Annotated in this window: 20 protein-coding genes; 13 read left to right on the top strand and 7 right to left on the bottom strand. The window is 67.2% G+C overall.

What is annotated here, in order from left to right; translation table 11 throughout:
* Positions 1-93 precede the first annotated feature (93 nt).
* Genes mnmG through H7H34_RS21090 form a run of 4 tightly spaced genes read left to right on the top strand, consistent with a single transcriptional unit; the run spans position 94 to position 4466 of the window.
* Positions 94-2013 (top strand): tRNA uridine-5-carboxymethylaminomethyl(34) synthesis enzyme MnmG, encoded by a 1920-nt coding sequence (gene mnmG, locus H7H34_RS21105; protein ID WP_245165156.1) that lies wholly within the window; start codon positions 94-96, stop codon positions 2011-2013.
* Complete coding sequence (rsmG, locus tag H7H34_RS21100; protein WP_097174360.1) at positions 2010-2693, top strand: 16S rRNA (guanine(527)-N(7))-methyltransferase RsmG; 684 nt, start codon at positions 2010-2012, stop codon at positions 2691-2693. Before mnmG ends, rsmG begins: the two co-directional genes overlap by 4 nt.
* The gene (locus H7H34_RS21095) at positions 2690-3517 is read left to right on the top strand and encodes a ParA family protein (protein WP_120269929.1); all 828 of its coding nucleotides are present in this window, start codon (positions 2690-2692) and stop codon (positions 3515-3517) included. Before rsmG ends, H7H34_RS21095 begins: the two co-directional genes overlap by 4 nt.
* A 52-nt stretch (positions 3518-3569) precedes the next feature.
* Positions 3570-4466, top strand: a complete 897-nt coding sequence (locus H7H34_RS21090; protein ID WP_120270206.1) for a ParB/RepB/Spo0J family partition protein — start codon at positions 3570-3572, stop codon at positions 4464-4466.
* 100 nt (positions 4467-4566) lie between these two features.
* On the opposite strand, the gene H7H34_RS21085 is transcribed toward H7H34_RS21090, so the two are convergent.
* Positions 4567-5178 (bottom strand): sigma-70 family RNA polymerase sigma factor, encoded by a 612-nt coding sequence (locus H7H34_RS21085; RefSeq protein ID WP_120269930.1) that lies wholly within the window; start codon positions 5176-5178, stop codon positions 4567-4569.
* A gap of 394 nt (positions 5179-5572) precedes the next feature.
* Here H7H34_RS21085 and H7H34_RS21080 point away from each other — a divergent pair, with 394 nt between their 5' ends.
* From H7H34_RS21080 to H7H34_RS21070, 3 genes are all read left to right on the top strand, one after another.
* Positions 5573-6079, top strand: coding sequence for an invasion associated locus B family protein (locus tag H7H34_RS21080; protein ID WP_208996808.1), 507 nt, complete (start codon positions 5573-5575; stop codon positions 6077-6079).
* Between the two features lie 357 nt (positions 6080-6436).
* Positions 6437-7687, top strand: coding sequence for a dual-specificity RNA methyltransferase RlmN (gene rlmN / locus H7H34_RS21075; RefSeq protein ID WP_185926347.1), 1251 nt, complete (start codon positions 6437-6439; stop codon positions 7685-7687).
* A 3-nt stretch (positions 7688-7690) separates the two neighbouring features.
* Positions 7691-8152, top strand: coding sequence for a translation initiation factor IF-3 (locus H7H34_RS21070; protein WP_120269931.1), 462 nt, complete (start codon positions 7691-7693; stop codon positions 8150-8152).
* Between the two features lie 7 nt (positions 8153-8159).
* Here the strand turns inward: H7H34_RS21070 and H7H34_RS21065 are convergent, their stop codons facing one another.
* From H7H34_RS21065 to H7H34_RS21055, 3 genes are all read right to left on the bottom strand, one after another.
* Positions 8160-8945 (bottom strand): lysophospholipid acyltransferase family protein, encoded by a 786-nt coding sequence (locus H7H34_RS21065; protein WP_185926346.1) that lies wholly within the window; start codon positions 8943-8945, stop codon positions 8160-8162.
* A gap of 106 nt (positions 8946-9051) precedes the next feature.
* Entirely contained in the window at positions 9052-9735 is a 684-nt protein-coding gene (locus H7H34_RS21060) for a YdcF family protein (protein ID WP_185926345.1), read from the bottom strand.
* 270 nt (positions 9736-10005) lie between these two features.
* A complete protein-coding gene (locus H7H34_RS21055) occupies positions 10006-10884 on the bottom strand; it encodes a phosphatase PAP2 family protein (RefSeq protein ID WP_185926344.1) in 879 nt (292 codons plus the stop codon).
* A gap of 129 nt (positions 10885-11013) precedes the next feature.
* Between H7H34_RS21055 and H7H34_RS21050 the strand changes: the two genes are divergently transcribed.
* The 6 genes from H7H34_RS21050 to H7H34_RS21025 all read left to right on the top strand — a co-directional run bounded on the left by H7H34_RS21050 (position 11014) and on the right by H7H34_RS21025 (position 16460).
* Complete coding sequence (locus H7H34_RS21050; protein WP_185926343.1) at positions 11014-11625, top strand: 2-hydroxychromene-2-carboxylate isomerase; 612 nt, start codon at positions 11014-11016, stop codon at positions 11623-11625.
* A gap of 129 nt (positions 11626-11754) precedes the next feature.
* Complete coding sequence (locus H7H34_RS21045) at positions 11755-13080, top strand: aspartate aminotransferase family protein (RefSeq protein WP_185926342.1); 1326 nt, start codon at positions 11755-11757, stop codon at positions 13078-13080.
* Positions 13081-13245: 165 nt separating this feature from the next.
* On the top strand, positions 13246-14028 hold the full coding sequence (locus H7H34_RS21040; protein WP_209006279.1) for a thermonuclease family protein: 783 nt from the start codon (positions 13246-13248) through the stop codon (positions 14026-14028).
* A gap of 5 nt (positions 14029-14033) precedes the next feature.
* Positions 14034-15518 carry a M48 family metalloprotease gene (locus H7H34_RS21035; protein ID WP_209006278.1) on the top strand — a complete coding sequence of 495 codons (1485 nt, stop codon included), beginning with the start codon at positions 14034-14036 and terminating at the stop codon, positions 15516-15518.
* A gap of 40 nt (positions 15519-15558) precedes the next feature.
* Positions 15559-15951 (top strand): GFA family protein, encoded by a 393-nt coding sequence (locus tag H7H34_RS21030; protein WP_185926339.1) that lies wholly within the window; start codon positions 15559-15561, stop codon positions 15949-15951.
* Between the two features lie 23 nt (positions 15952-15974).
* On the top strand, positions 15975-16460 hold the full coding sequence (locus tag H7H34_RS21025) for a thiol-disulfide oxidoreductase DCC family protein (RefSeq protein WP_185926338.1): 486 nt from the start codon (positions 15975-15977) through the stop codon (positions 16458-16460).
* 52 nt (positions 16461-16512) lie between these two features.
* Here H7H34_RS21025 and H7H34_RS21020 read toward each other — a convergent pair whose 3' ends face one another.
* The 3 genes from H7H34_RS21020 to H7H34_RS21010 all read right to left on the bottom strand — a co-directional run bounded on the left by H7H34_RS21020 (position 16513) and on the right by H7H34_RS21010 (position 19111).
* Positions 16513-17211 carry an RNA ligase family protein gene (locus tag H7H34_RS21020; protein ID WP_185926337.1) on the bottom strand — a complete coding sequence of 233 codons (699 nt, stop codon included), beginning with the start codon at positions 17209-17211 and terminating at the stop codon, positions 16513-16515.
* A gap of 29 nt (positions 17212-17240) precedes the next feature.
* On the bottom strand, positions 17241-18191 hold the full coding sequence (locus H7H34_RS21015) for a glycosyltransferase family 2 protein (protein WP_185926336.1): 951 nt from the start codon (positions 18189-18191) through the stop codon (positions 17241-17243).
* Between the two features lie 65 nt (positions 18192-18256).
* Positions 18257-19111 carry an alpha-1,2-fucosyltransferase gene (locus H7H34_RS21010; RefSeq protein WP_185926335.1) on the bottom strand — a complete coding sequence of 285 codons (855 nt, stop codon included), beginning with the start codon at positions 19109-19111 and terminating at the stop codon, positions 18257-18259.
* Between the last annotated feature and the right edge of the window lie 66 nt (positions 19112-19177).

Below are 19177 nucleotides of genomic sequence, written 5' to 3'. Positions count from 1 at the left end.
TCCACGCAAGGGCGACGTCGCGGGCCTTCTTCTCCGCTGCTGCCCTGAGATCCCGGGCCCGATTTTTGCCGGCTCGGGCAGAGGCCAAAACACATGACCAGGATGAAGGGCGGATCCGCCGCCGAGCCTGTCTTCGATGTGATCGTCATCGGTGGCGGTCATGCCGGCTGCGAGGCCGCGAGCGCAAGCGCGCGGATGGGCGCACGCACGGCGCTGGTCACCCACAGCTTCTCCACAATCGGCGTGATGTCCTGCAACCCGGCTATCGGGGGCTTGGGCAAGGGACATCTGGTGCGCGAGGTCGATGCACTGGACGGGCTGATGGGCCGGGTGGCCGATCGCGCCGGCATCCAGTTCCGCCTGCTCAACCGGCGCAAGGGACCGGCCGTGCGTGGGCCGCGAGCCCAGGCCGACCGCAAGCTCTATCGCGAGGCGATGCAGGAGGCGATCCGCGAGACCGCCAATCTGGAGGTCGTCGAGGGGGAGGCGGCCGAGCTGACCGTGACCGATGGGCATGTCAGCGGGGTGATGCTGGCGGACGGGCGACGGCTGATCGCTGGCGCCGTGGTGCTGACCACGGGCACCTTCCTGCGCGGTGTCATTCATATCGGCGAGCGCAAGATCGCCGCTGGCCGGGCCGACGAGGCGCCTTCCAACCTGCTGTCTGCCTCGCTGCTCTCGCACGGGTTCGAGCTGGGGCGGCTCAAGACCGGCACGCCGGCGCGTCTCGACGGGCGCACGATCCATTGGGACCGGCTGGAAGAGCAGAAGGGCGATTCGGATCCGGAACCATTTTCGGAGCTGACCGACGCGATCACCACGCCGCAGGTCTCGTGCCATATCACCCGCACGACGCTGCGCACCCACGACATCATCCGCGAGAACCTGCATCGCTCGGCGATGTATTCCGGCGAGATCGTCGGCCGGGGGCCTCGCTACTGTCCCTCCATCGAGGACAAGGTGGTCCGCTTCGGCGACCGCGATGGCCATCAGGTTTTCCTGGAGCCGGAAGGGCTTGACGATCCGACCGTCTATCCGAACGGAATCTCGACCTCGCTGCCGGAGGATGCGCAGCTTGCATTCCTGCGGACCATTCCCGGGCTCGAGGATGTCGCCGTGCTGCGGCCGGGCTATGCCATCGAATACGATCACATCGATCCGCGCGAGCTGGGCCGTACGCTCGAAACGCGCCGGGTCGGAGGGCTGTTCCTGGCCGGCCAGATCAACGGTACGACGGGCTATGAGGAAGCCGCCGCGCAGGGCCTTGTCGCGGGGCTGAACGCGGCCTTGAAGGCCGGCGGCAAGGCGCCGGTCGTCTTCGGCCGGGACAAGGGCTATCTCGGCGTGATGATCGACGATCTCGTGACCTGCGGCGTCAACGAGCCCTATCGCATGTTCACCTCGCGCGCCGAGTACCGGCTGTCGCTGCGGGCGGACAATGCCGATCAGCGCCTGACGCCGATGGGGATGGAGATCGGCTGCGTGTCGGCCCAGCGGGCATCGCGCTTCGAGGCGAAGTGCCGGGATCTGGCGCGGGCGCGCGACGTACTGTCTGGGCTGGTGGTGACCCCGGAAGAGGGGAGGCGCGCGGGCCTGCCGATCAACCAAGACGGCGTGCGCCGCTCGGCCTTCGAGCTGCTGTCCTATCCCGATATCGACCTCGACAAGTTGGCCGGCGTGTGGCCGCAGGAGATCGGTGCGCTCGATCCGAAGATCGCCGCGCAGGTGGCGATCGACGCGCTCTATGCGGTCTATCTCAAGCGGCAGGAGGCCGACATCGATGCGCTGCGCCGGGATGAAGACCTGATGCTTCCGGCGGGCCTCGACTATGCGCTGGTCAAGGGCTTGTCCAACGAGGCGCGGCAGAAGCTCGAGGCTGCACGGCCCGAAACGCTGGGACAGGCGGCGCGGATCGACGGGGTGACGCCGGCAGCGCTGACGCTGCTGCTGTCGCATGTGCGCAAGGCGGAGAAAGCCGTGTCGCGCGCCGGTGGCCGGGAGGCCGTGGCATGAGCCGGCCGGCGCGGCTTGCCGTCGAGGACGGCCCGGAAGTGCTTCACGGAATTTTCGAAGTTTCACGTGAAACAGTGGAGCGCTTGACCACTTACGTGAATTTGCTCCTGCACTGGCAGAAGGCGCAGAACCTGGTGGCGCCCTCGACCCTGCCGGAGGCCTGGCGCCGGCATGTGGCCGACAGCCTGCAGGTGGTGGCGATGGCGCCCGACGCAGCGCGTTGGGCGGATCTGGGCAGCGGCGCCGGCTTTCCCGGGCTGGTAACGGCGATGGTGCAGATGGAGCGCCTGCCCGGGGCGCATGTCCACCTGATCGAGAGCAACAGCCGCAAGGCCGCGTTCCTGCGCACGGTGATCCGCGAGACCGGCTGCCCGGCGACGGTGCACGCCTCGCGGATCGAGGACGTGTCGGGAGAGCTTGCGGGCGAGATCGACGCGGTATCGGCGCGGGCGTTGGCCGATCTTTCCGAGCTGCTGGCCTATACGGAGCCCTTCCAGAATCACGGCGCGCCTGCGATTTTCCACAAAGGAAAAAATTTCCGCGACGAGGTCGCGCGTGCCGCTCACGCTTGGGAGTTCGATCTGGTAGAAAGGGAGAGCCTCATCGATCCCGACAGCCGGCTCCTCATGATCTCGGGGCTAAGGCCGCGCGGCGCGACAGGGAAAGGCCAGACCGGATGAGCATGCTTCCTCAGTCTCCACGCGTCCTCGCGCTTGCCAACCAGAAGGGCGGCGTCGGCAAGACGACAACGGCCATCAATCTGGGAACGGCGCTTGCGGCCATCGGCGAGCGGGTGCTGGTGATCGATCTCGATCCCCAGGGCAACGCCTCGACCGGCCTCGGCATCGACCGGCGCAACCGCGATCTTTCCACCTATGACGTGCTGATCGGTGATTGTTCGCTGGCCGAAACGATCCAGGACACAGCGGTGCCGCGTCTGTGGGTCGCCCCGTCGACGATGGACCTGCTCGGCGTCGAGCTGGAGATCGCCAGCCGCTCCGACCGGGCGCACCGGCTGCGCAAGGCGATCTCAGAGCTGGCAGGGCAGGGGCGCCAGGCCGCGCCTGCGGATTTCACCTATGTGCTGATCGACTGCCCGCCCTCGCTCAACCTTCTGACCATCAACGCGCTGTCTGCGAGCCACTCGATCCTGGTGCCGCTGCAATGCGAGTTCTTCGCGCTGGAGGGTCTCAGCCAGCTGCTCAGCACGGTGGAGCAGGTGAAGGCGGCGCTGAACCCGGAACTGTCGATCCACGGCATCGTCCTGACCATGTATGACAGCCGCAACAACCTTTCCGCCCAGGTGGTCGCCGATGTGCGCGAGACCATGGGCGATGCGGTCTACGACACGATCATCCCGCGCAATGTGCGGGTGTCCGAGGCGCCGTCCTACGGCAAGCCGGCGCTGCTCTACGATCTGAAATGCTCCGGCAGCCAGGCCTATCTACGTCTGGCCTCGGAAATCATTCAGCGCGAGCGTACGCTGCGCGGCGTTGCCGCATGACGATTCGGATGCGCAACGGTTCGGCGGCCGACAACAAGAACAGGCAATGACGATGGCGGATGACGACAGCGGAAAGAAGAAGCGGCTGGGCCGGGGGCTCGCCGCGCTGATCGGCGAAGTGGGAACGGAGCCGCCGGCGGACCCGCGTCCGCCCCGCGACACGCGCCGGGTGCCGATCGAGTTCCTAACCGCCAATCCGCGCAACCCTCGCAAGACCTTTACCGAAAGCGACCTGGAAGACCTGACCAGCTCGGTGCGCGAGAAGGGCATCGTGCAGCCGCTTCTGGTGCGCCCGGTGGCGGGCCGCGACAATGCCTATGAGATCATCGCCGGCGAGCGCCGCTGGCGGGCCGCGCAGCGCGCCGGCCTGCACATGGTGCCGGTGGTGGTGCGCGAGGTCACCGACCAGGAAGCCCTGGAACTGGCGATCATCGAGAACGTCCAGCGCGCCGATCTCAATCCGATCGAGGAGGGGCTCGGCTATGATCAGCTGGTGCAGGAGTTCTCCTACAGCCAGAGCGAGCTGGCGAAGGTCATCGGCAAGAGCCGCAGCCATGTGGCGAACACGCTGCGCCTGCTGAAGCTGCCGAACTCCGTCAAGGACTACCTCGCGGAGGGCCTGCTGACCGCCGGCCATGCGCGCGCACTGATCACCGCGCAGGACCCGGCCGCCCTGGCCGAGCTGATTGTCGAGAAGGGGCTGAACGTCCGCGAGGCGGAGAAGCTCGCACAGGACCCGCAGGCGCTTTCCCGGACGAATGCCGGCAAGGCGGCGAAGCCGGAGAAGGATGCCGATACCAAGGCGCTGGAAAAGCGGCTGACGGATACGCTGGGCCTGAAGATCGCCATTGCCCACAAGCAGGACAAGGGCGCGGGCGAGCTCAAGATCAAGTATGCCTCGCTCGAACAGCTCGACGAAATCTGCCGGTTGCTCGGCGTTCAGGGCTGATCGATTCGGAAGCGGTTCGACCCGCTCCCGAAGAAGTGATTTTCAGATAAATATCTGATTTCAAAGAAGAATTAATGACCCCGCATAGGCTTGTGCGGGGTCATTGCGTATCGATTGCGTCGTCGGCTTCCAGGATGCGGCGCAGGCGCGTGAAGGCGAGACGGATGCGCGACTTCACGGTGCCGAGCGGCAGGCCGGTCTCCTCGGCGATCTGGCTGTGCGACAGGCCGGAGAAAAAGGCGCGACGGATCAGGTCCGCCTGTTCCTCGGGAAGCTCCTTCATCGCTTCGCGCACGCGGTCCTCGCGGGTGCGCGCATCGAGCTCCTCGTCCTGGTCTTCCGGCACGGGCGGCCGCAGGCTCGGATCCTCGGGATCGAGCAGGGCGGAGCGGTCGCGGCGCAGGGAATCGATCCGCCGGTTGCGGGCGATGCGGAACAGCCAGGTTGCGGCAGTGGCGCGACTTGCGTCAAAAAGTCCCGCCTTGCGCCAGAGGGTGATCATCACCTCCTGGGTGAGTTCCTCGGCGGTGGCGGCCTCCGACCCCAGGCGCATCAGATAGGCCTTGAGGCGCGGCGCGAAATGATCGAACAGCTCGGCAAAGGCCGTGCGGTCGCGGTCTAGCGCAACCCGCTCGATAAGCCGGGAGAAACGGTCGTCGCCGGTCACGCGCACGCTACTCCCGTCCGCATCCGGCCGAAACGCATCCGACATGTCGGGTTGGCCTGACTCATCTGTCTTTCTTCGTCCGGGTCTGTGTGCTGCGACAGGGGTTCCGATAGCTACTGTCCAAATAGCGGATGTCGGGCATTGCGTCGATGTGCATATGCCGGCCGGACGCCTCCTCCTAACATCAGACCGGGCAGGGCGGTTTCGTCAATCCCCGGAAGGGGTAAGGACAGCTTGGCAAAAGTGTCACACTCTTGCCCGATTTGTGCGGCCAGCGTGCGCCATCCAGTGATCGTAGCGGGTTTGCGAAGCTGCCTGTCGGCTTTTCGAGTTTATCAACCCTTTCGTAACCTGCTGGGCGATAACCTTAAGACAAGGTGACGATTGCTCAGCAAATTCGATCCATTCCGGATAGTTAGCAGTAGCGGTTTAGGAGATGATGCAAGCAAGAACGCTCTTCCCGGCTCTTCTGGCACTCGTCCTCACGGGCGCGTCGGCGCATGCCCAGACGCCGACTCTTGTCAGTCAGCACAATAATTGGGACGCCTACTCCTATGGCGGTTCCAAGGGCAAGGTGTGCTATGCCTTGTCCAAGCCGACCAAGCTCTCGCCGAGCGATCGCAATCACGGAGATGTGTTCTTCTTCGTGTCGAACCGGCCTGGCGAGAACGTCAACAACGAGCCCAGCGTGATCGTCGGTTACGCCTTCAAGGAACAGTCGTCGGTTTCCGTCGACGTGGACGGCCAGAAGTTCACGATGTTCACGAAGAACGACGGCGCCTGGATGGCCAACGCGACCGAAGAGCGCCAGCTCGTCGCCGCGATGAAGGCCGGTCGTGGCATGGTCGTTACCGGCGTTTCGGCGCGCGGTACGCAGACCACCTACGAGTTCTCCCTGTCGGGCATCACGGCTGCGGTCACCGCCGCGGACAGGGCCTGCCAGTAGCGCCTGCAAGCAAGCCAGGATGTCCGGCCGGTGGCCGGGCCCTTCCGAGCCAGCATACCCCTCCGGAGCGACCCCGCTCCGCGCGGGGTGCATGCGCTTTGGGGCTCACAAACGGCCCGGCTTGCTGTATAAGACCCCCGAAACACGAACCGTCTCGCCCTTAGCTAAGGGGCGGGACGGTTCGGGCGTTTCCGGACTGCGGTCTTCGGCTCCGGCATGGGGCGGAAGCAGATCAGGACCGGACAGCACCGGCGGCAGCCAGACCGGCGCCGCCTTTTCGGCGTTTGCGGAAGAGGGCGGGCGGACCGCATCCTTTCAGGGCGCCCCGGCAAACCCACGTCATCACGGACCGACGACATGAGCCTGATGCAGCACGACACCGCAACCAGCACGCCCGAGGACGCCCCGGCAGCTTCCGTGGCCGCGCAGGTCCCTTCCGTGGCGCAAGCGCCCGGAGACAAGCCTGTGCTGATCGGGCTCGACCGCACGGAGCTGGCCGAAGCGCTGGCCGGCATCGGTGTGCCCGAACGGCAGCTGCGCATGCGCGTCGCCCAGCTGTGGCATTGGCTCTATGTGCGCGGAGCGTCGGACTTTTCCGACATGACCAACATCGCCAAGGACCTTCGCGCGAAGATGGCCGAGGCCTTCAGCATCCGCCGCCCGGAGATGGTGTCTGAGCAGATCTCCAGCGACGGCACGCGCAAGTGGCTGTTCCGCTTCCCCCCGCGCGGAGCCGGCCGTCCGGTCGAGATCGAGACCGTCTATATTCCCGAGGAGGGGCGCGGGACGCTCTGCGTGTCCTCGCAGGTCGGCTGCACGCTGACCTGCACCTTCTGCCATACGGGCACGCAGCGCCTGGTGCGCAACCTGACGGCGGAAGAGATCCTTGCCCAGATCCTGGTCGCCCGCGACCGGCTCGGCGACTTCCCCAAGGGAGAGACACCCGCGGGAGCGGCCGTGCCGAGCGAGGGGCGCCTGGTCACCAACATCGTGATGATGGGCATGGGCGAGCCGCTCTATAACTTCGACAACGTCAAGAAGGCGCTGCTGATCGCTTCGGACGGCGAGGGCCTGTCGCTGTCGAAGCGCCGCATCACCCTGTCGACCTCCGGCGTGGTGCCGATGATCGAGCGCACCGGCGCGGAAATCGGCTGCATGCTGGCGATCTCGCTGCACGCGGTGCGCGACGAGCTGCGCGACGAGCTGGTGCCGATCAACAAGAAGTGGAACATCGCCGAGCTGCTGGGCGCCTGCCGGGCCTATCCGGGGCTGAACAATGCCCGCCGCATCACGTTCGAATACGTGATGCTGAAGGGCGTCAACGACAGCCTTGCGGATGCGCGCGAACTGGTGCGCCTGCTCAAGGGCATTCCGGCGAAGATCAACCTCATCCCGTTCAATCCCTGGCCGGGCTCTCCCTACGAATGCTCCGACTGGGAGCAGATCGAGGCCTTTGCCGAGGTGGTCAACCGGGCGGGCTATGCCTCGCCGATCCGCACGCCGCGCGGCCGCGACATCTTCGCGGCCTGCGGCCAGCTCAAGTCGGAATCCGAGCGCATGCGCGCCCGCGACCGGGCAGCGGCGGAAACCGCTGCGGCTGCGAGCTAGGCGATGGTCGACGGCGGGCAGCTGCTGGCCCAGTCCATCCGCATCGTGCTGGGGCTGATCCTCGCCTTTCTGGCGGCGGCGGCCTTCGTTGCCTTCGGCCTGCTGCGCGGGCTCGCGGATCCGTCCGGAGATCCGGTGGTGGTCGGCATGACCTTCGGCTGGTCGCTGGTGGGTGCGAGCGTGATCGGCGGCCTGGCCTTCGTGCCGGCGCTCGTGGCGATCGCCATTGCAGAGCTGATGCGGCTGCGCGGGGTTGTCTTCCACCTGGCGGCAGGCGGCGCCATTGCCACCTTCCTGTGGTGGTCCGGCGAGGGGCCGGGAGGCCCGCATGCGGACATCCGGCCGGGGACGCTGATCGCCGCGGCGACCGGCTTCATGGCCGGTTTCGTCTATTGGCTGATCGCCGGGCGCCAGTCCGGCTGCTGGCGCGTGCCGCCGTCTTCCGGCGCTTCGACCCGGCCCTGATCATTCCTCACGCAGATTGAAGACCGCGTGCGGCGCGGCGCTGCTGCGCCCGGCGGACGACCGGAGAGGCCGGCGCCTCGGCTGCAGCCTCGTCGATCAGCCGGTCGGAGGCGGTCTCCACCTCCTCGACGAGCCGGGCATGGAACGTCTCGATGTCGAGGCCCGGCATGATCGGCGGCAGGAATTCCACCACCACCGTTCCAGGATAGAGGCACCAGCCGCGGCGGGGCCAGAAGATGCCGGAGTTCAGCGCGACGGGCAGGACCGGTGCGCTGAGCGAGCGGTAGAGATGGGCGACGCCGTACTTGTAGCGCGGCTCCTCGCCGGCACCCCTGCGGGTTCCTTCGGGAAATATCAGGATCTGGCGGTTCTCGGCGACGGCCTCGCGGGCACGCTCCGTCATGGCGGCAAGCGCGGCCGAGCGCTTGCCCCGGTTCACGGGGATCTGGCGGAATTTCGCCGTGTACCAGCCGAAGATCGGGATGTAGCGCAGCTCCCGTTTCAGCACGTAGGTGGGCGAGGGGAAGAGCGGCAAAAGGGCGAAGGTCTCCCAAGCCGACTGGTGCTTGGCCGCGACGATGTAGCCCCCTTGCGGAATGTTCTCCAGGCCGCGGTACTCGACCTTCATGCCGACGATCCATTTCAGCAGGAACAGCTCGACCCTTGCCCAGAACGGCACCAGCGGCCAGCCGAGGCGGCGCGGCAGCAGGAAGACCGGCGAGCCGAGGATCATCAGGACGAAGGTGCTGAGGTAGAACAGGACCTGGAACACAAGCGAGCGAAGAAGCAGCATCGATCTCAACCGGTTGCGGGACGGGCTGACCGGGCCCGCACACGGGCACCTTGCGGCCATGGTGCCGCGCGGACCGCTTCGCTGGCAAGTCGCGAGGCCGGTGCCGTCAGGGCGCCGACGTTTCCATAACCGCGATACGCGCCCAGGCAAGCAGATATTTCAGGTGCTCGCGGGCAAGCAGCAGCGTTGTGCGCGGCTCCTCGTACCAGCGGTCGAAGGCGAGATCCGCCGTCTGTACCGGCACGGGCACCAGGTCCAGATCCGACATGGTCGAGTTCAGCTCGAGCAGGGCGCGGGGCATGTGATAGGCGCTGGTGACCACCAGCAGGCGCGAAAAGCCGTTTTCCCGGGCCCATTTCGCGGTCTCGGACGCGTTTTCCAGTGTGTTGTTGGCATTGCGGTCGAGATCGACGCAGCAGGAGAACAGCGACAGGTCGCTGGCCGTGGAACTGACGATCTGTTTCGGGGTGGTCTCGGGATGCACGCCGGAGATCAGCAGCCGTTCGGCATTGCCGGCCTGCAGGAGGTTCAGCGCGTGTTTGACCCGTTCGCTGCCGCCGGTCAGCACGACGATCGCGTCGGCGCGGGCCGCGTCGTTGTTCTGGTAGCCGGCGACGGTGGCCGCAAAGCGCAGGAAGGAGCCGCCATAGAAGGCAAGACCGGCGACGAGGAACCCGCAGACCAGGATGCGCAACAGCCGTCGTCCGCGCGAACGGGAACGCCCGGCCGTGGACCGGTCGGCCCCGGCCGTACCCTCGGCCGCGGTGTGCTGATCGTCCTGCGAACTCATCGGCTGAGCCTGCCCCTCGGCCTTCCTTTCACGCGGTCTGATATCCGCCTGGCGGGCGGATGCAAGAGGGCGAATCGCTTGCATGCGTCTCTCGGCTAACTAAGGCGCAAGCCGGCCGGATTTTCCACCCCCGCGCGCACGCGAGGGTGCGGGGATGGGGGCGGAGTTCCGCCGGCAGGTGCCGACATTTTTCCATGCCAGAGCTTCGCGGCAGCAAAATGTTGGAAACGCGGCGTCGCCAAGGGCGCAAAAGGGCGCCTGCCGCTGGCCTTAGCGCATCATCGCGGCGAAAGCGCGCAGGGAGGCGGCAAGGCGCTGCCGCAGGCCGACCGCGCGGGCACGGACCGCATCGGCGGCCCCGTCATAGGCGCTGCGCCAGCGGGCGGCGCGCGCCTCCGCGCCAGGTACGCGCCAGAGAAGATGATGCACGCCGAGGATCACCAGCAGCGTCAGGCACCACGAAATCAGCGTGTCGGAGAGGAAATGGCCGCCGAAGGCGACGCGGTTGGCCGACAGGATCACGGCGAGCGGCAGGACGACCGCGAGGATCGCGCGGCGCCAGGACGGCGGCGCGAGGAAAGCTAGCGTCACCAGCCAGAGACTGGAGGAGGCCTCGCCCGACACGAAAGAGCAGTTGGTGTCGCAGTGGTTGGTTATCTGCCAGACGCGGACATAGGGCGCATCGCCGCCGAACAGGTCCACCGCATTGGGCCGGGGGCGGCCCCAGTTGTTCTTCAGCACCGCGTTGACCAGGAGGCCGGGGCCGAGGATCAGCGTCGACAACAGGAAGACCGGTGCGCGCAGCGGCAGGCGCCGCGACAGCGGCGCGACGACGAAGGGCCACAGCAGGATCGCGACGCACAGGATGGCGATCAGCTTGACCAGGAAGGGGCCGAGTTCGCGCAGCCGCTGCAGGAAGGGGGTCTGCGACAGGACGAAACCGCCGGCCGGGTCGTGGAAGAGGCGCGAGGCGGCGATATCGACGGCGGGAAAGGCCAGGAAGAAGAGCGACAGGACGATCAGGCAGCCGGTCGCCGCAAGGGCAAGCGCTCGGGTTTCTCCACCTGCGAGCCGCGCGACGAAACCCGTCTGCTTGCGGGCAGAGGGCGGAGCCGGGGAGGGCGCAGGCGAGGGGGGCGTATCTGTCATCGAACCTGCGTTTGCGGTTGTCTTCCTGGGGCGGTTGAGGGGTTATAGCGATCCGGCCCATCCTGTCCAAGGGGCGGGCCCCATGCGTGCGGCTGCCGGTCGCAGCCGCGTTCAGGAGAGGAAGTCGCCATGCCCCGTCCGGTCGTCCAGTTCTGGTACGAATTCGCCTCCACCTACAGCTACCCGGCGGCCATGCGGATCGAGGATCTGGCGGAGCGACGCGGTGTCGAGCTGCGCTGGCGGCCGTTTCTGCTCGGACCGATCTTCGCCGAGGCCGGGTGGACGACATCGCCCTTCAACCTCTTGCCTGTGAAGGGCGCCTATATGTGGCGCGATCTGGAGCGGATCTGTTCCGCCTCCGGGCTGCCGTTCGTCCGGCCCGACCCGTTTCCGCAGAACGGGCTCAAGGCCGCGCGGATTGCCACCGCGCTGGCACCGGATCTGGTGCCGCTGTTCTCGCGCGCCGTCTATCTGGCCGAGTTCGGCGAAGGCTGGCGGATCGACGACGAAAAGATGCTGGCGACGCTGATCACGCGCGCCGGGGCGAATGCCGATGAGATCCTGAAACTGTCGGCGGGCGACGAGGCGAAGGCGCGCCTGCGTGCCAGCGTCGAGGAAGCCAAGGCACTCGGCATCTTCGGCGCGCCGAGCGTCACCTGTGCCGACGGGGAGCTGTTCTGGGGCAACGACCGGCTGGAACAGGCGATGGATCACGCATTGGCGACCCACGCAACGCAGTGACTGGGCAGTGACTGGAATGGCTGGCCAAGGCGGCGCGGGCTTCCTATTGTCGTGAAGCGGTCGGGCCGAGCCTGTTCGGGCCATGGCGCCGGACCGCATTCGGGATCGATCCGCCGGGAACGCCTTGCCATGTCTCATATTTTCCCCCGCCATACCGCCATGCGCCCGCCGCGCGCCGTTGCCGGCGACGGTTGCTACATCATCGACGAGACCGGCAAGCGCTATCTCGACGCCTCGGGCGGGGCGGCGGTCTCGTGCCTCGGGCATTCCGACCGGGAGGTGACCGAGGCGATCAAGGCGCAGCTCGATGCCATCGCCTTCGCCCATACCGGCTTTTTCACCAGCGAGCCGGCGGAGAAGCTCGCCGATCTGCTGATCGCCCATGCGCCGGCCGGTCTGGAGCGGGTCTATCTCGTCTCCGGCGGGTCTGAGGCGACCGAGGCGGCGATCAAGCTGGCGCGGCAGTTCCACATCGAGAACGGCGAGCCGTCGCGCGCGCGTATCATCGCCCGCCGGCAGAGCTATCATGGCAACACGCTGGGTGCGCTGTCCGCCGGCGGCAACATGTGGCGCCGGGAGCCGTTTGCGCCGCTGCTGGTCGACATGTCGCATATCTCGCCCTGCTACGCCTATCGCGGCCAGGAGGATGGCGAGAGCGAGGAGGCCTACGGCTTGCGCGTTGCCGACGAGCTGGAGGCCGAGATCCTGGCCCGCGGTCCCGAGACGGTGGCAGCCTTCATCGCCGAACCGGTGGTGGGCGCGACGCTCGGCGCGGTTCCTGCTGTCCCGGGCTACTTCCGCCGCATCCGCGAGATCTGCGACCGGTACGGCGTGCTTCTCATCCTCGACGAGGTGATGTGCGGCATGGGCCGCACGGGGCATCTGTTCGCCTGCGACGCGGATGGGGTGGCGCCGGACATCCTGTGCATCGCCAAGGGGCTCGGTGCCGGTTACCAGCCGATCGGCGCGATGCTGGCGAGCGGGCGCATCTACCGCGCCATCGAGGAGGGCTCGGGCTTCTTCCAGCACGGACACACCTATATCGGCCATCCGGCAGCGGCCGCCGCCGGCCACGCTGTGGTCAGTGCCCTGGTCGACCGGGGGCTCGTCGCGCGGTCGGCCGAGATGGGCGAGCGGCTCATGGGCGCTCTTGTCGACCGGTTCGGCCAGCATCCGCATGTCGGCGACATTCGCGGCCGCGGGTTGTTCCTGGGGCTCGAGCTGGTCGAGGACCGGGAGAGCAAGGCGCCCTTTTCGCCCGAGCGGCGGCTGAACGCGGTGCTGAAGAAGGCGGCCTTCGCGCGCGGCCTCGTCTGCTACCCGATGGGCGGGACGCTCGATGGCCGGCAGGGGGACCATGTGCTGCTGGCACCGCCGTTCATCCTGGAAGACGCCCAGATCGGCGAAATCGTCGACAAGCTGTCCGGTGCGCTGGAGGATGCGCTGGCGGCGTGAGGGCGAGCCTGCGACATTTTCCCGCCACCATTTCCGGCAAGATGAATCCGGTCCGGCACCGGGACCGAGCATCGGGAGACACGCCCCGCAATCATGGCGATGCGCAGCGACACTGCAATGGCGGCATGGCCCGCGCCTCACGGCGTGGGAGCGGTCGTTTGCGCCTTGATGCTTGGTGCTGGCGTCAGCGTCTGGGGAAGCGTTCCTGCGGCGAATGCCGACGAGAACGGACTTCCTGAGGCTTGTAGGAACGATGCGGCCACGGAAACGTTGGAAGCACGGGCCGAGCCGGGCGAACCGCATGTGTGGCGGACGTCGACCGGCGGCCTGCTGCGACAGGCGGAGCTGGTGTCACTGGTCGTCGATGATATCGCGGGTACGGATGCAACCGGCGACACCGGTGCGGCGGGCGTGCGGTTCGTGGCGCTGGGCAAGGAAACGGACCGCTGGCAGCGCCGCCCCGGCCACTTGGTGGTTTCCCCCGGAGATCGCTGGCTTGCCCGCGAACTGGTGCGACAGGGACAGGCAGTCGTCGAGCCGAGGCTTGCCGGGCGCGACTGTCTTGCCCACCTTCTGAAGGAAGAGACCGCAGCGCGCCAGCGCAAGGCCGGCCTGTGGGCGCATGAGCGGGTGTGGTCGGCGCATGATCCTGAAGCGCTGTCCGAGCGCACCGGCCGCTACACTCTCGTGGCGGGCCGGGTGATATCTGTCGGAGAGACCCGCTCGATGGTCTACCTGAATTTCGGCGGCCGCTGGAGCCGCGACTTCACTGCGACGATCAGCGCAGAGCGCAAGGCTGCCTTCGCGGATGCCGGGCTTGACGTCACGTCCCTTGACGGGGCAGCTATTCGCCTGCGCGGCATGGTGCGGCAGGCGGGCGGTCCGTCCATCGACCTGGTGCATCCTGCGCAGATCGAGCGGCTCGACAGGAATGGCGATCGGCGGTGAACAGCTTGTCCAGAACAGCAGCGCGTCTGGTTCGGCGCCGGACGGCGCATCCTCTCCGGCTCGCGGTGGTTTTCACCGCGGCGCTGGTCGTTTCCGCTTGCCAGTTTTCCGGGTCGTCGCCGATCGAGATCGGCACGCCGGCACCCGGCACGTTGCGGCCCGGCATTTCCAACGATCTGGGCGCGCGCGAGCATCCGCGCGTGGTGGCGACCTATGGCGGCGTCTATGAGGATCGCGGCGCGGAACGCGCCGTGGCGCAGGTGGTCGGCCGGTTGGTCGAGGCCTCCGACGATCCCTCGCAGAGCTACCGGATCACCATCCTGAACTCGCCGGCGGTCAATGCCTTCGCCTTGCCGGGCGGCTATCTCTATGTGACGCGCGGCCTGCTGGCGCTGGCGACCGATACGTCCGAAGTGGCGGCGGTGCTGGCGCACGAGATGGCGCATGTCACTGCGAGCCATGCGATCAAGCGCCAGCAGCGGGCCGAGGCGACGGAGCTTGCCGGCCGGGTGCTGGGCAATGTGGTGCGCGACCCGGACCAGCAGCGGGCGGCCATCGTCTCCTCGCAGCTGTCTTTCGCGCGTTTCTCGCAGATCCAGGAGCTGGAAGCGGATGCCGTCGGCGTACGCACCCTGGCCAAGGCGCGCTACGATCCCTTCGCCGCCGCGCGGTTCCTGACCGCCATGGGCCAGTTCGCCGCCTTCCAGTCCGCACAGGGTGCGGGCAAGGGCGCGCCCGACTTCCTGTCCTCGCACCCGACGACACCGGAGCGCGTGCAGACGGCGGTGCGTGCCGCACGGCAGATCGGTGCTCCCGGTCTCGGCGAGCGCGACCGCGATGCGTATCTGACCAAGATCGACGGCATGCTCTACGGCGACGATCCGCTGGAGGGCTATATCCGCGGCCGGTCGTTCCTGCACAAGGCGCTGGGCATCAGCTTCACCGCGCCGCCGGGCTATATTCTCGAGAACTCGCCGGAGGCGGTTCTTGCCAGCAATCCGAACGGTACGGCGCTGCGCTTCGACGGCGCGGACCTGACCGATTTCCCCTCGCTGACCGCCTACATGACCAGCGGCTGGATCAACGGTCTTATCCGCGACAGCGTGCGCGAGGAGACGGTGAACGGGTTGGCGGCGGTCACGGCCTCGGCTGTGACCGAGGGCTGGTCCTTCCGCATCGCCGTGGTGCGTATCGGGCGCACCGGTTACCGCTTCATCTTCGCGTCCCGCTCGGGCGGCGAGGAATTCACCCGCGACTACGAGGCGACGGTGAAGAGCTTCCGCCAGCTGACACCGACGGAAGTCGCTCGGCTGCGGCCGCTGCGGATCAAGGTGATCCGGGCCGACGCCGGCGACACGCCGGAGCGGCTGGCTGTCGGCATGAGCGGGGTGGAGCCCGCCCGCCGGCTGGAGCTGTTCTCGATCCTCAACCAGACCCCGCCGGGGCAGGCGATCCCGGCCGGCACACCGCTGAAGCTGGTGGTCGACTAGGACGGCGGGCAGGGCGCACCGGACAAATGGGAGACGGGTGATGGAACAGCACACCGGCGGATGCCTTTGCGGCGATCTGCGGTTCGTGGCAAGGGGGCGCCCCTATCGCGTCGGTCTGTGCCACTGTCTCGACTGTCGCAAGAACCATGGCTCGCTGTTTCACGCCTCGGCGATCTTTCCGGCGGATGCGGTGACCACCGAGGGAGAGGCCGCAGACTATCAGGGCCGGTTTTTCTGTCCGCGCTGCGGATCGCCCGTTTTCGGGCGTAGCGAGGACGAGGTGATTATCAATCTCGGTGCGCTCGACGCGCCGGACCAGTTCACGCCGACCTACGAATTGTGGACCGTGCGGCGGGAAGCCTGGCTGCCGGAGTTTCCGCTGAAACACCGCTACGCGCACGACCGTCCGGACGACGGCCGCACCGAGGACTAGCGGGCAACCGGGGGACAGGGCGGATGTCGGTGCGACAGGCGAGAGACCCGTTTTCCTTCCGCAGCGATCCTCGTGTGCCGCCGTTCGACGATACGGATCCGCTGGCGGTGATGGATGCCGAATGCGCCGTCTGCAGCTGGGGCGCACGGATGATCCATCGGCTCGACCGGTCGGGACGGGTTCGCATCTGCCCGGTCCAGACCCCGCTCGGCGCGGCGCTGCTGGAGCATTACGGGCTGGCGCCCGACGATCCTTCGACATGGCTTTTCATCGATCGCGGCGTGGCGCATGCGGACTTCGAAGCCATCATCCATGCCGGTCGCAGCTTCGGCGGCTGGGGCCGGCTGACGGCGGTTTTCCTCGTGCTGCCGCGGCCGCTGCGCGACCGGCTCTACGGATGGCTGGCCCGCAACCGCTATGCCCTGTTCGGGCGCGGTGACATGTGCGCCCTGCCGGATCCCGCCTTCCGCAAGCGGCTGCTGGGCAGGAAAGAGCCTACAGACGGCTAACCGCCGGCTCATGTGCCAGCGAAACGGTCGTATCGCTGCTCGGGCAACCGCTTCAATCGCGCAGGGTATAGTCGACCGAGTTCCACTCGATGGCGCGGCTGCGCCAGTGCTCTTCGATAGCTTGAGCGAAATCGGCTCGCACCAATTTGGCTTTCGCTTCGCAGGTCAGCGCTGCGTCTTGGCGAACCACCACGCCCTCAAGCGGCTGACCGGTGCGATAGCGGCTTGGGGTCTCGGCGACGAGGCGTAGCAGGTCGGGCAGTGAGGTGTGTCCTTCGAGGATGCGGGGAACGACGGTCAGTCCGGCTTCCGCGGCCAGCGAATTTCGCTGCTGCGCGCTCCAGAAGTTTCCGCTGGCACCATCATAGACATCGAAGGCAAGGAACCAGTCGGGCAAGGCGCCGTAGTCGAGCGAGTGCCGCGCCGCACACCATTCGCCGAACAATATCAAATCCGGTTTCAGGACGCTCCTTAGAGCCTGGCCGTGCTGCCCGAGCCACGCCGAAAGGCGGGAGAACTGTCCGCCATAGGGCTCGGCGAGATATTGGCCGCGGTTCTGGGCGCGCAGGTTGCCGTCTGCATCCAGGGACAGGCCGAGATTGGCGCCATCCAGCTTCTCTTCCACCACAACAGGTCGAGCCAACAGGGCATCGGCCTGCTCTGCACTCAGCAGTTTGTCATCGCGTAGTGCGCTTCTGTCGCCCAGCCATGCAAGGTGCGGAGTGGAGGGGAAACGGAAGAAGTCGCTCATGACCGATGGTTCTGTCTTCGGCGGTGGCGTCAGCCGCCATCGACCTTGGCGTAGGGCTGCTGCTGGTGGCCGGCGAGATAGGCGAGGGAGCCGAGGCCGGAGGCGATCTGCTTGGCGGCCTTGAAGGCGCGACGGCGCCCGCCCTCGGGCGAGACGGCGAAGCTGGCGGCGGCGGGAATGAACAGGAAGGTGCCGCCGACAATCCGGCCGAGGCCCTTCAGCAGGCTGCGGAGGGCGGCTTTCTGCTTGCCGGCGCGCTTTTCGTGCAGGCGCGAGATGTTGCCGGCGACGCGGAAGGTGCGGTTCAGCTGCCAGCGCAGCGTCGTGCGATTGACCGGAACGAGTTCTTCCACCAGCGCATCCGGGATCCAGACAATGCGCCCGCCCGCATCGTGGACGCGGGTGAAGAAATCCGTGTCGCTGCCGCCGGTAAAGCGCATGGAACCGTCGAAATGCAGGCCGAAGCCACCGGCCTCGCGCGCGCGAAACACCTTCGTCTCGACCAGCGTGTTGTGCCCCTCGGCCTTGGTCAGAACGGTGCCGGACGGGCGCTTGTTGACCTGTTCGGGGACCATCCAGGAGGGGGTCTCGGGCGGCCAGGTGTAGAGAACGCGGCCGTAGTGGACCTCGGCGGGAAGCACGCGGGTCGCCTCGGCCATGGTCTCGAGCCAGCCGGCATGGGCGATCTCGTCGTCATCGATATAGAGTACCCGGTCGAAACCGGCGCTCTCGGCAAAGGTGCCGCAGCGATCGCGGGCGAAGGGAATGCCGAGCTCGGGTTCCAGCACGTAGTGGATGGCCCAGCCGGTCTCCGCCGCCACCTCTTCCGCGACATGGCGGGAGGTCTCGCGGTCGTGGTTCTCCACCACGACGATCTCTGCCTGCACCCAGTCCGGAACCGACTGCGCGCAGACGGAGGCAAGGCACGCCCGCAGCATCTTCGGCCGTTCTCTCGTGCAGATGGCGACGCAGAGTTTCATGAGCGCGCAGGTCCCCGTGTCCTGGCCCGCAAGAGGCCTGTTTCCGTCAGGGGAGTACCTGTTTCTCAGACGAGAATCCAGCCGGAGGGGAAGAGTTCGTCGACATAGACCCGGCGCAGCTCGTCGCGGGCGAACCACTTTCGCGGCGCGATGACATGGCGGTCCGGGTTGCGGCCGAGCCAGGCACCCCACCAGCTGAAGCTGGAATTGGCGATGACATGGTGGGCGCAGCGGCTCATCAGGTGCAGATCCTGCTCGCGGCTCTGTCCCTCGACGAGGGTGCGGCGAGGCAGGTCGCGCGTCAGCTCGTCAGCCGCCGCGATATCGTCGGAAAAGATCAGCCAGGTCGCGTCCGGCACCAGCTGCGCCATCAGCCCGGCCGCGCGCATGTAGTGCTCCGCGCCGAGCAGGCCGTGGGTGGCGGTGGTCTTGGCGTTGGCGGCATAGTCGCCGCGCCGTACATGCAGCGAGACGCTGGCGGGGGCGTCGGCGAGCGCCAGGCGGGCAGGGTCGATGGTCGCCGCGACGTGGTCGAGCGAGAACAGGGAACGGATCTCCTCGCGGCAGTCGGCGAAGAACTGCTCGGACTGGAAATAGCCGGCAAGATAGGTACCAGCCCCGAGCGAGAAGACTTCATCGCCGTGGCAGAAGTCCTTCTGGAAATAGCTCGGCCCCGGCCAGAGCTTCTGCCGCTTCTTGCCCTCGCCGCGCCCCAGCGCGCCGAGCAGCCGCGCCTTCAGGGAGCCGGTGTCCGGCTGCCAGATGCGCGGGGAAAGGCCGAACAGGTCGAGACCGAAGGCGGCATGGGCGAAGTCGAGATCGAGCGGGTCGACAAGCAGTTCGACGCCGAGGCGCTTTGCCAGCGCATGACCGGCAGCATACTGGAACATCTGGTTGCCGAGCCCGCCCCAGATCCGCATGCAGACCGGGTCTTGTCCGCTTGCTCCGGCGGCTTCCGCCTGCTGCCTTTCTCCGGTTGTCATCTC

The organism is Stappia sp. 28M-7 (assembly GCF_014252955.1).
In the GTDB taxonomy this organism is placed as follows: Bacteria; Pseudomonadota; Alphaproteobacteria; order Rhizobiales; family Stappiaceae; genus Stappia.
Note: the sequence above shows the minus strand (reverse complement) of the source record. Positions and strands in the feature narration are given on the sequence as shown.

Bases quoted from the DNA above. Each gene is read 5' to 3' on its own strand.
- mnmG (WP_245165156.1), top strand. From the start codon at position 94: ATGACCAGGATGAAGGGCGGATCCGCCGCCGAGCCTGTCTTCGATGTG.
- rsmG (WP_097174360.1), top strand. From the start codon at position 2,010: ATGAGCCGGCCGGCGCGGCTTGCCGTCGAGGACGGCCCGGAAGTGCTT.
- H7H34_RS21095 (WP_120269929.1), top strand. From the start codon at position 2,690: ATGAGCATGCTTCCTCAGTCTCCACGCGTCCTCGCGCTTGCCAACCAG.
- H7H34_RS21090 (WP_120270206.1), top strand. From the start codon at position 3,570: ATGGCGGATGACGACAGCGGAAAGAAGAAGCGGCTGGGCCGGGGGCTC.
- H7H34_RS21085 (WP_120269930.1), bottom strand. From the start codon at position 5,178: ATGTCGGATGCGTTTCGGCCGGATGCGGACGGGAGTAGCGTGCGCGTG.
- H7H34_RS21080 (WP_208996808.1), top strand. From the start codon at position 5,573: ATGCAAGCAAGAACGCTCTTCCCGGCTCTTCTGGCACTCGTCCTCACG.
- rlmN (WP_185926347.1), top strand. From the start codon at position 6,437: ATGAGCCTGATGCAGCACGACACCGCAACCAGCACGCCCGAGGACGCC.
- H7H34_RS21070 (WP_120269931.1), top strand. From the start codon at position 7,691: ATGGTCGACGGCGGGCAGCTGCTGGCCCAGTCCATCCGCATCGTGCTG.
- H7H34_RS21065 (WP_185926346.1), bottom strand. From the start codon at position 8,945: ATGCTGCTTCTTCGCTCGCTTGTGTTCCAGGTCCTGTTCTACCTCAGC.
- H7H34_RS21060 (WP_185926345.1), bottom strand. From the start codon at position 9,735: ATGAGTTCGCAGGACGATCAGCACACCGCGGCCGAGGGTACGGCCGGG.
- H7H34_RS21055 (WP_185926344.1), bottom strand. From the start codon at position 10,884: ATGACAGATACGCCCCCCTCGCCTGCGCCCTCCCCGGCTCCGCCCTCT.
- H7H34_RS21050 (WP_185926343.1), top strand. From the start codon at position 11,014: ATGCCCCGTCCGGTCGTCCAGTTCTGGTACGAATTCGCCTCCACCTAC.
- H7H34_RS21045 (WP_185926342.1), top strand. From the start codon at position 11,755: ATGTCTCATATTTTCCCCCGCCATACCGCCATGCGCCCGCCGCGCGCC.
- H7H34_RS21030 (WP_185926339.1), top strand. From the start codon at position 15,559: ATGGAACAGCACACCGGCGGATGCCTTTGCGGCGATCTGCGGTTCGTG.
- H7H34_RS21025 (WP_185926338.1), top strand. From the start codon at position 15,975: ATGTCGGTGCGACAGGCGAGAGACCCGTTTTCCTTCCGCAGCGATCCT.
- H7H34_RS21020 (WP_185926337.1), bottom strand. From the start codon at position 17,211: ATGAGCGACTTCTTCCGTTTCCCCTCCACTCCGCACCTTGCATGGCTG.
- H7H34_RS21015 (WP_185926336.1), bottom strand. From the start codon at position 18,191: ATGAAACTCTGCGTCGCCATCTGCACGAGAGAACGGCCGAAGATGCTG.
- H7H34_RS21010 (WP_185926335.1), bottom strand. From the start codon at position 19,111: ATGCGGATCTGGGGCGGGCTCGGCAACCAGATGTTCCAGTATGCTGCC.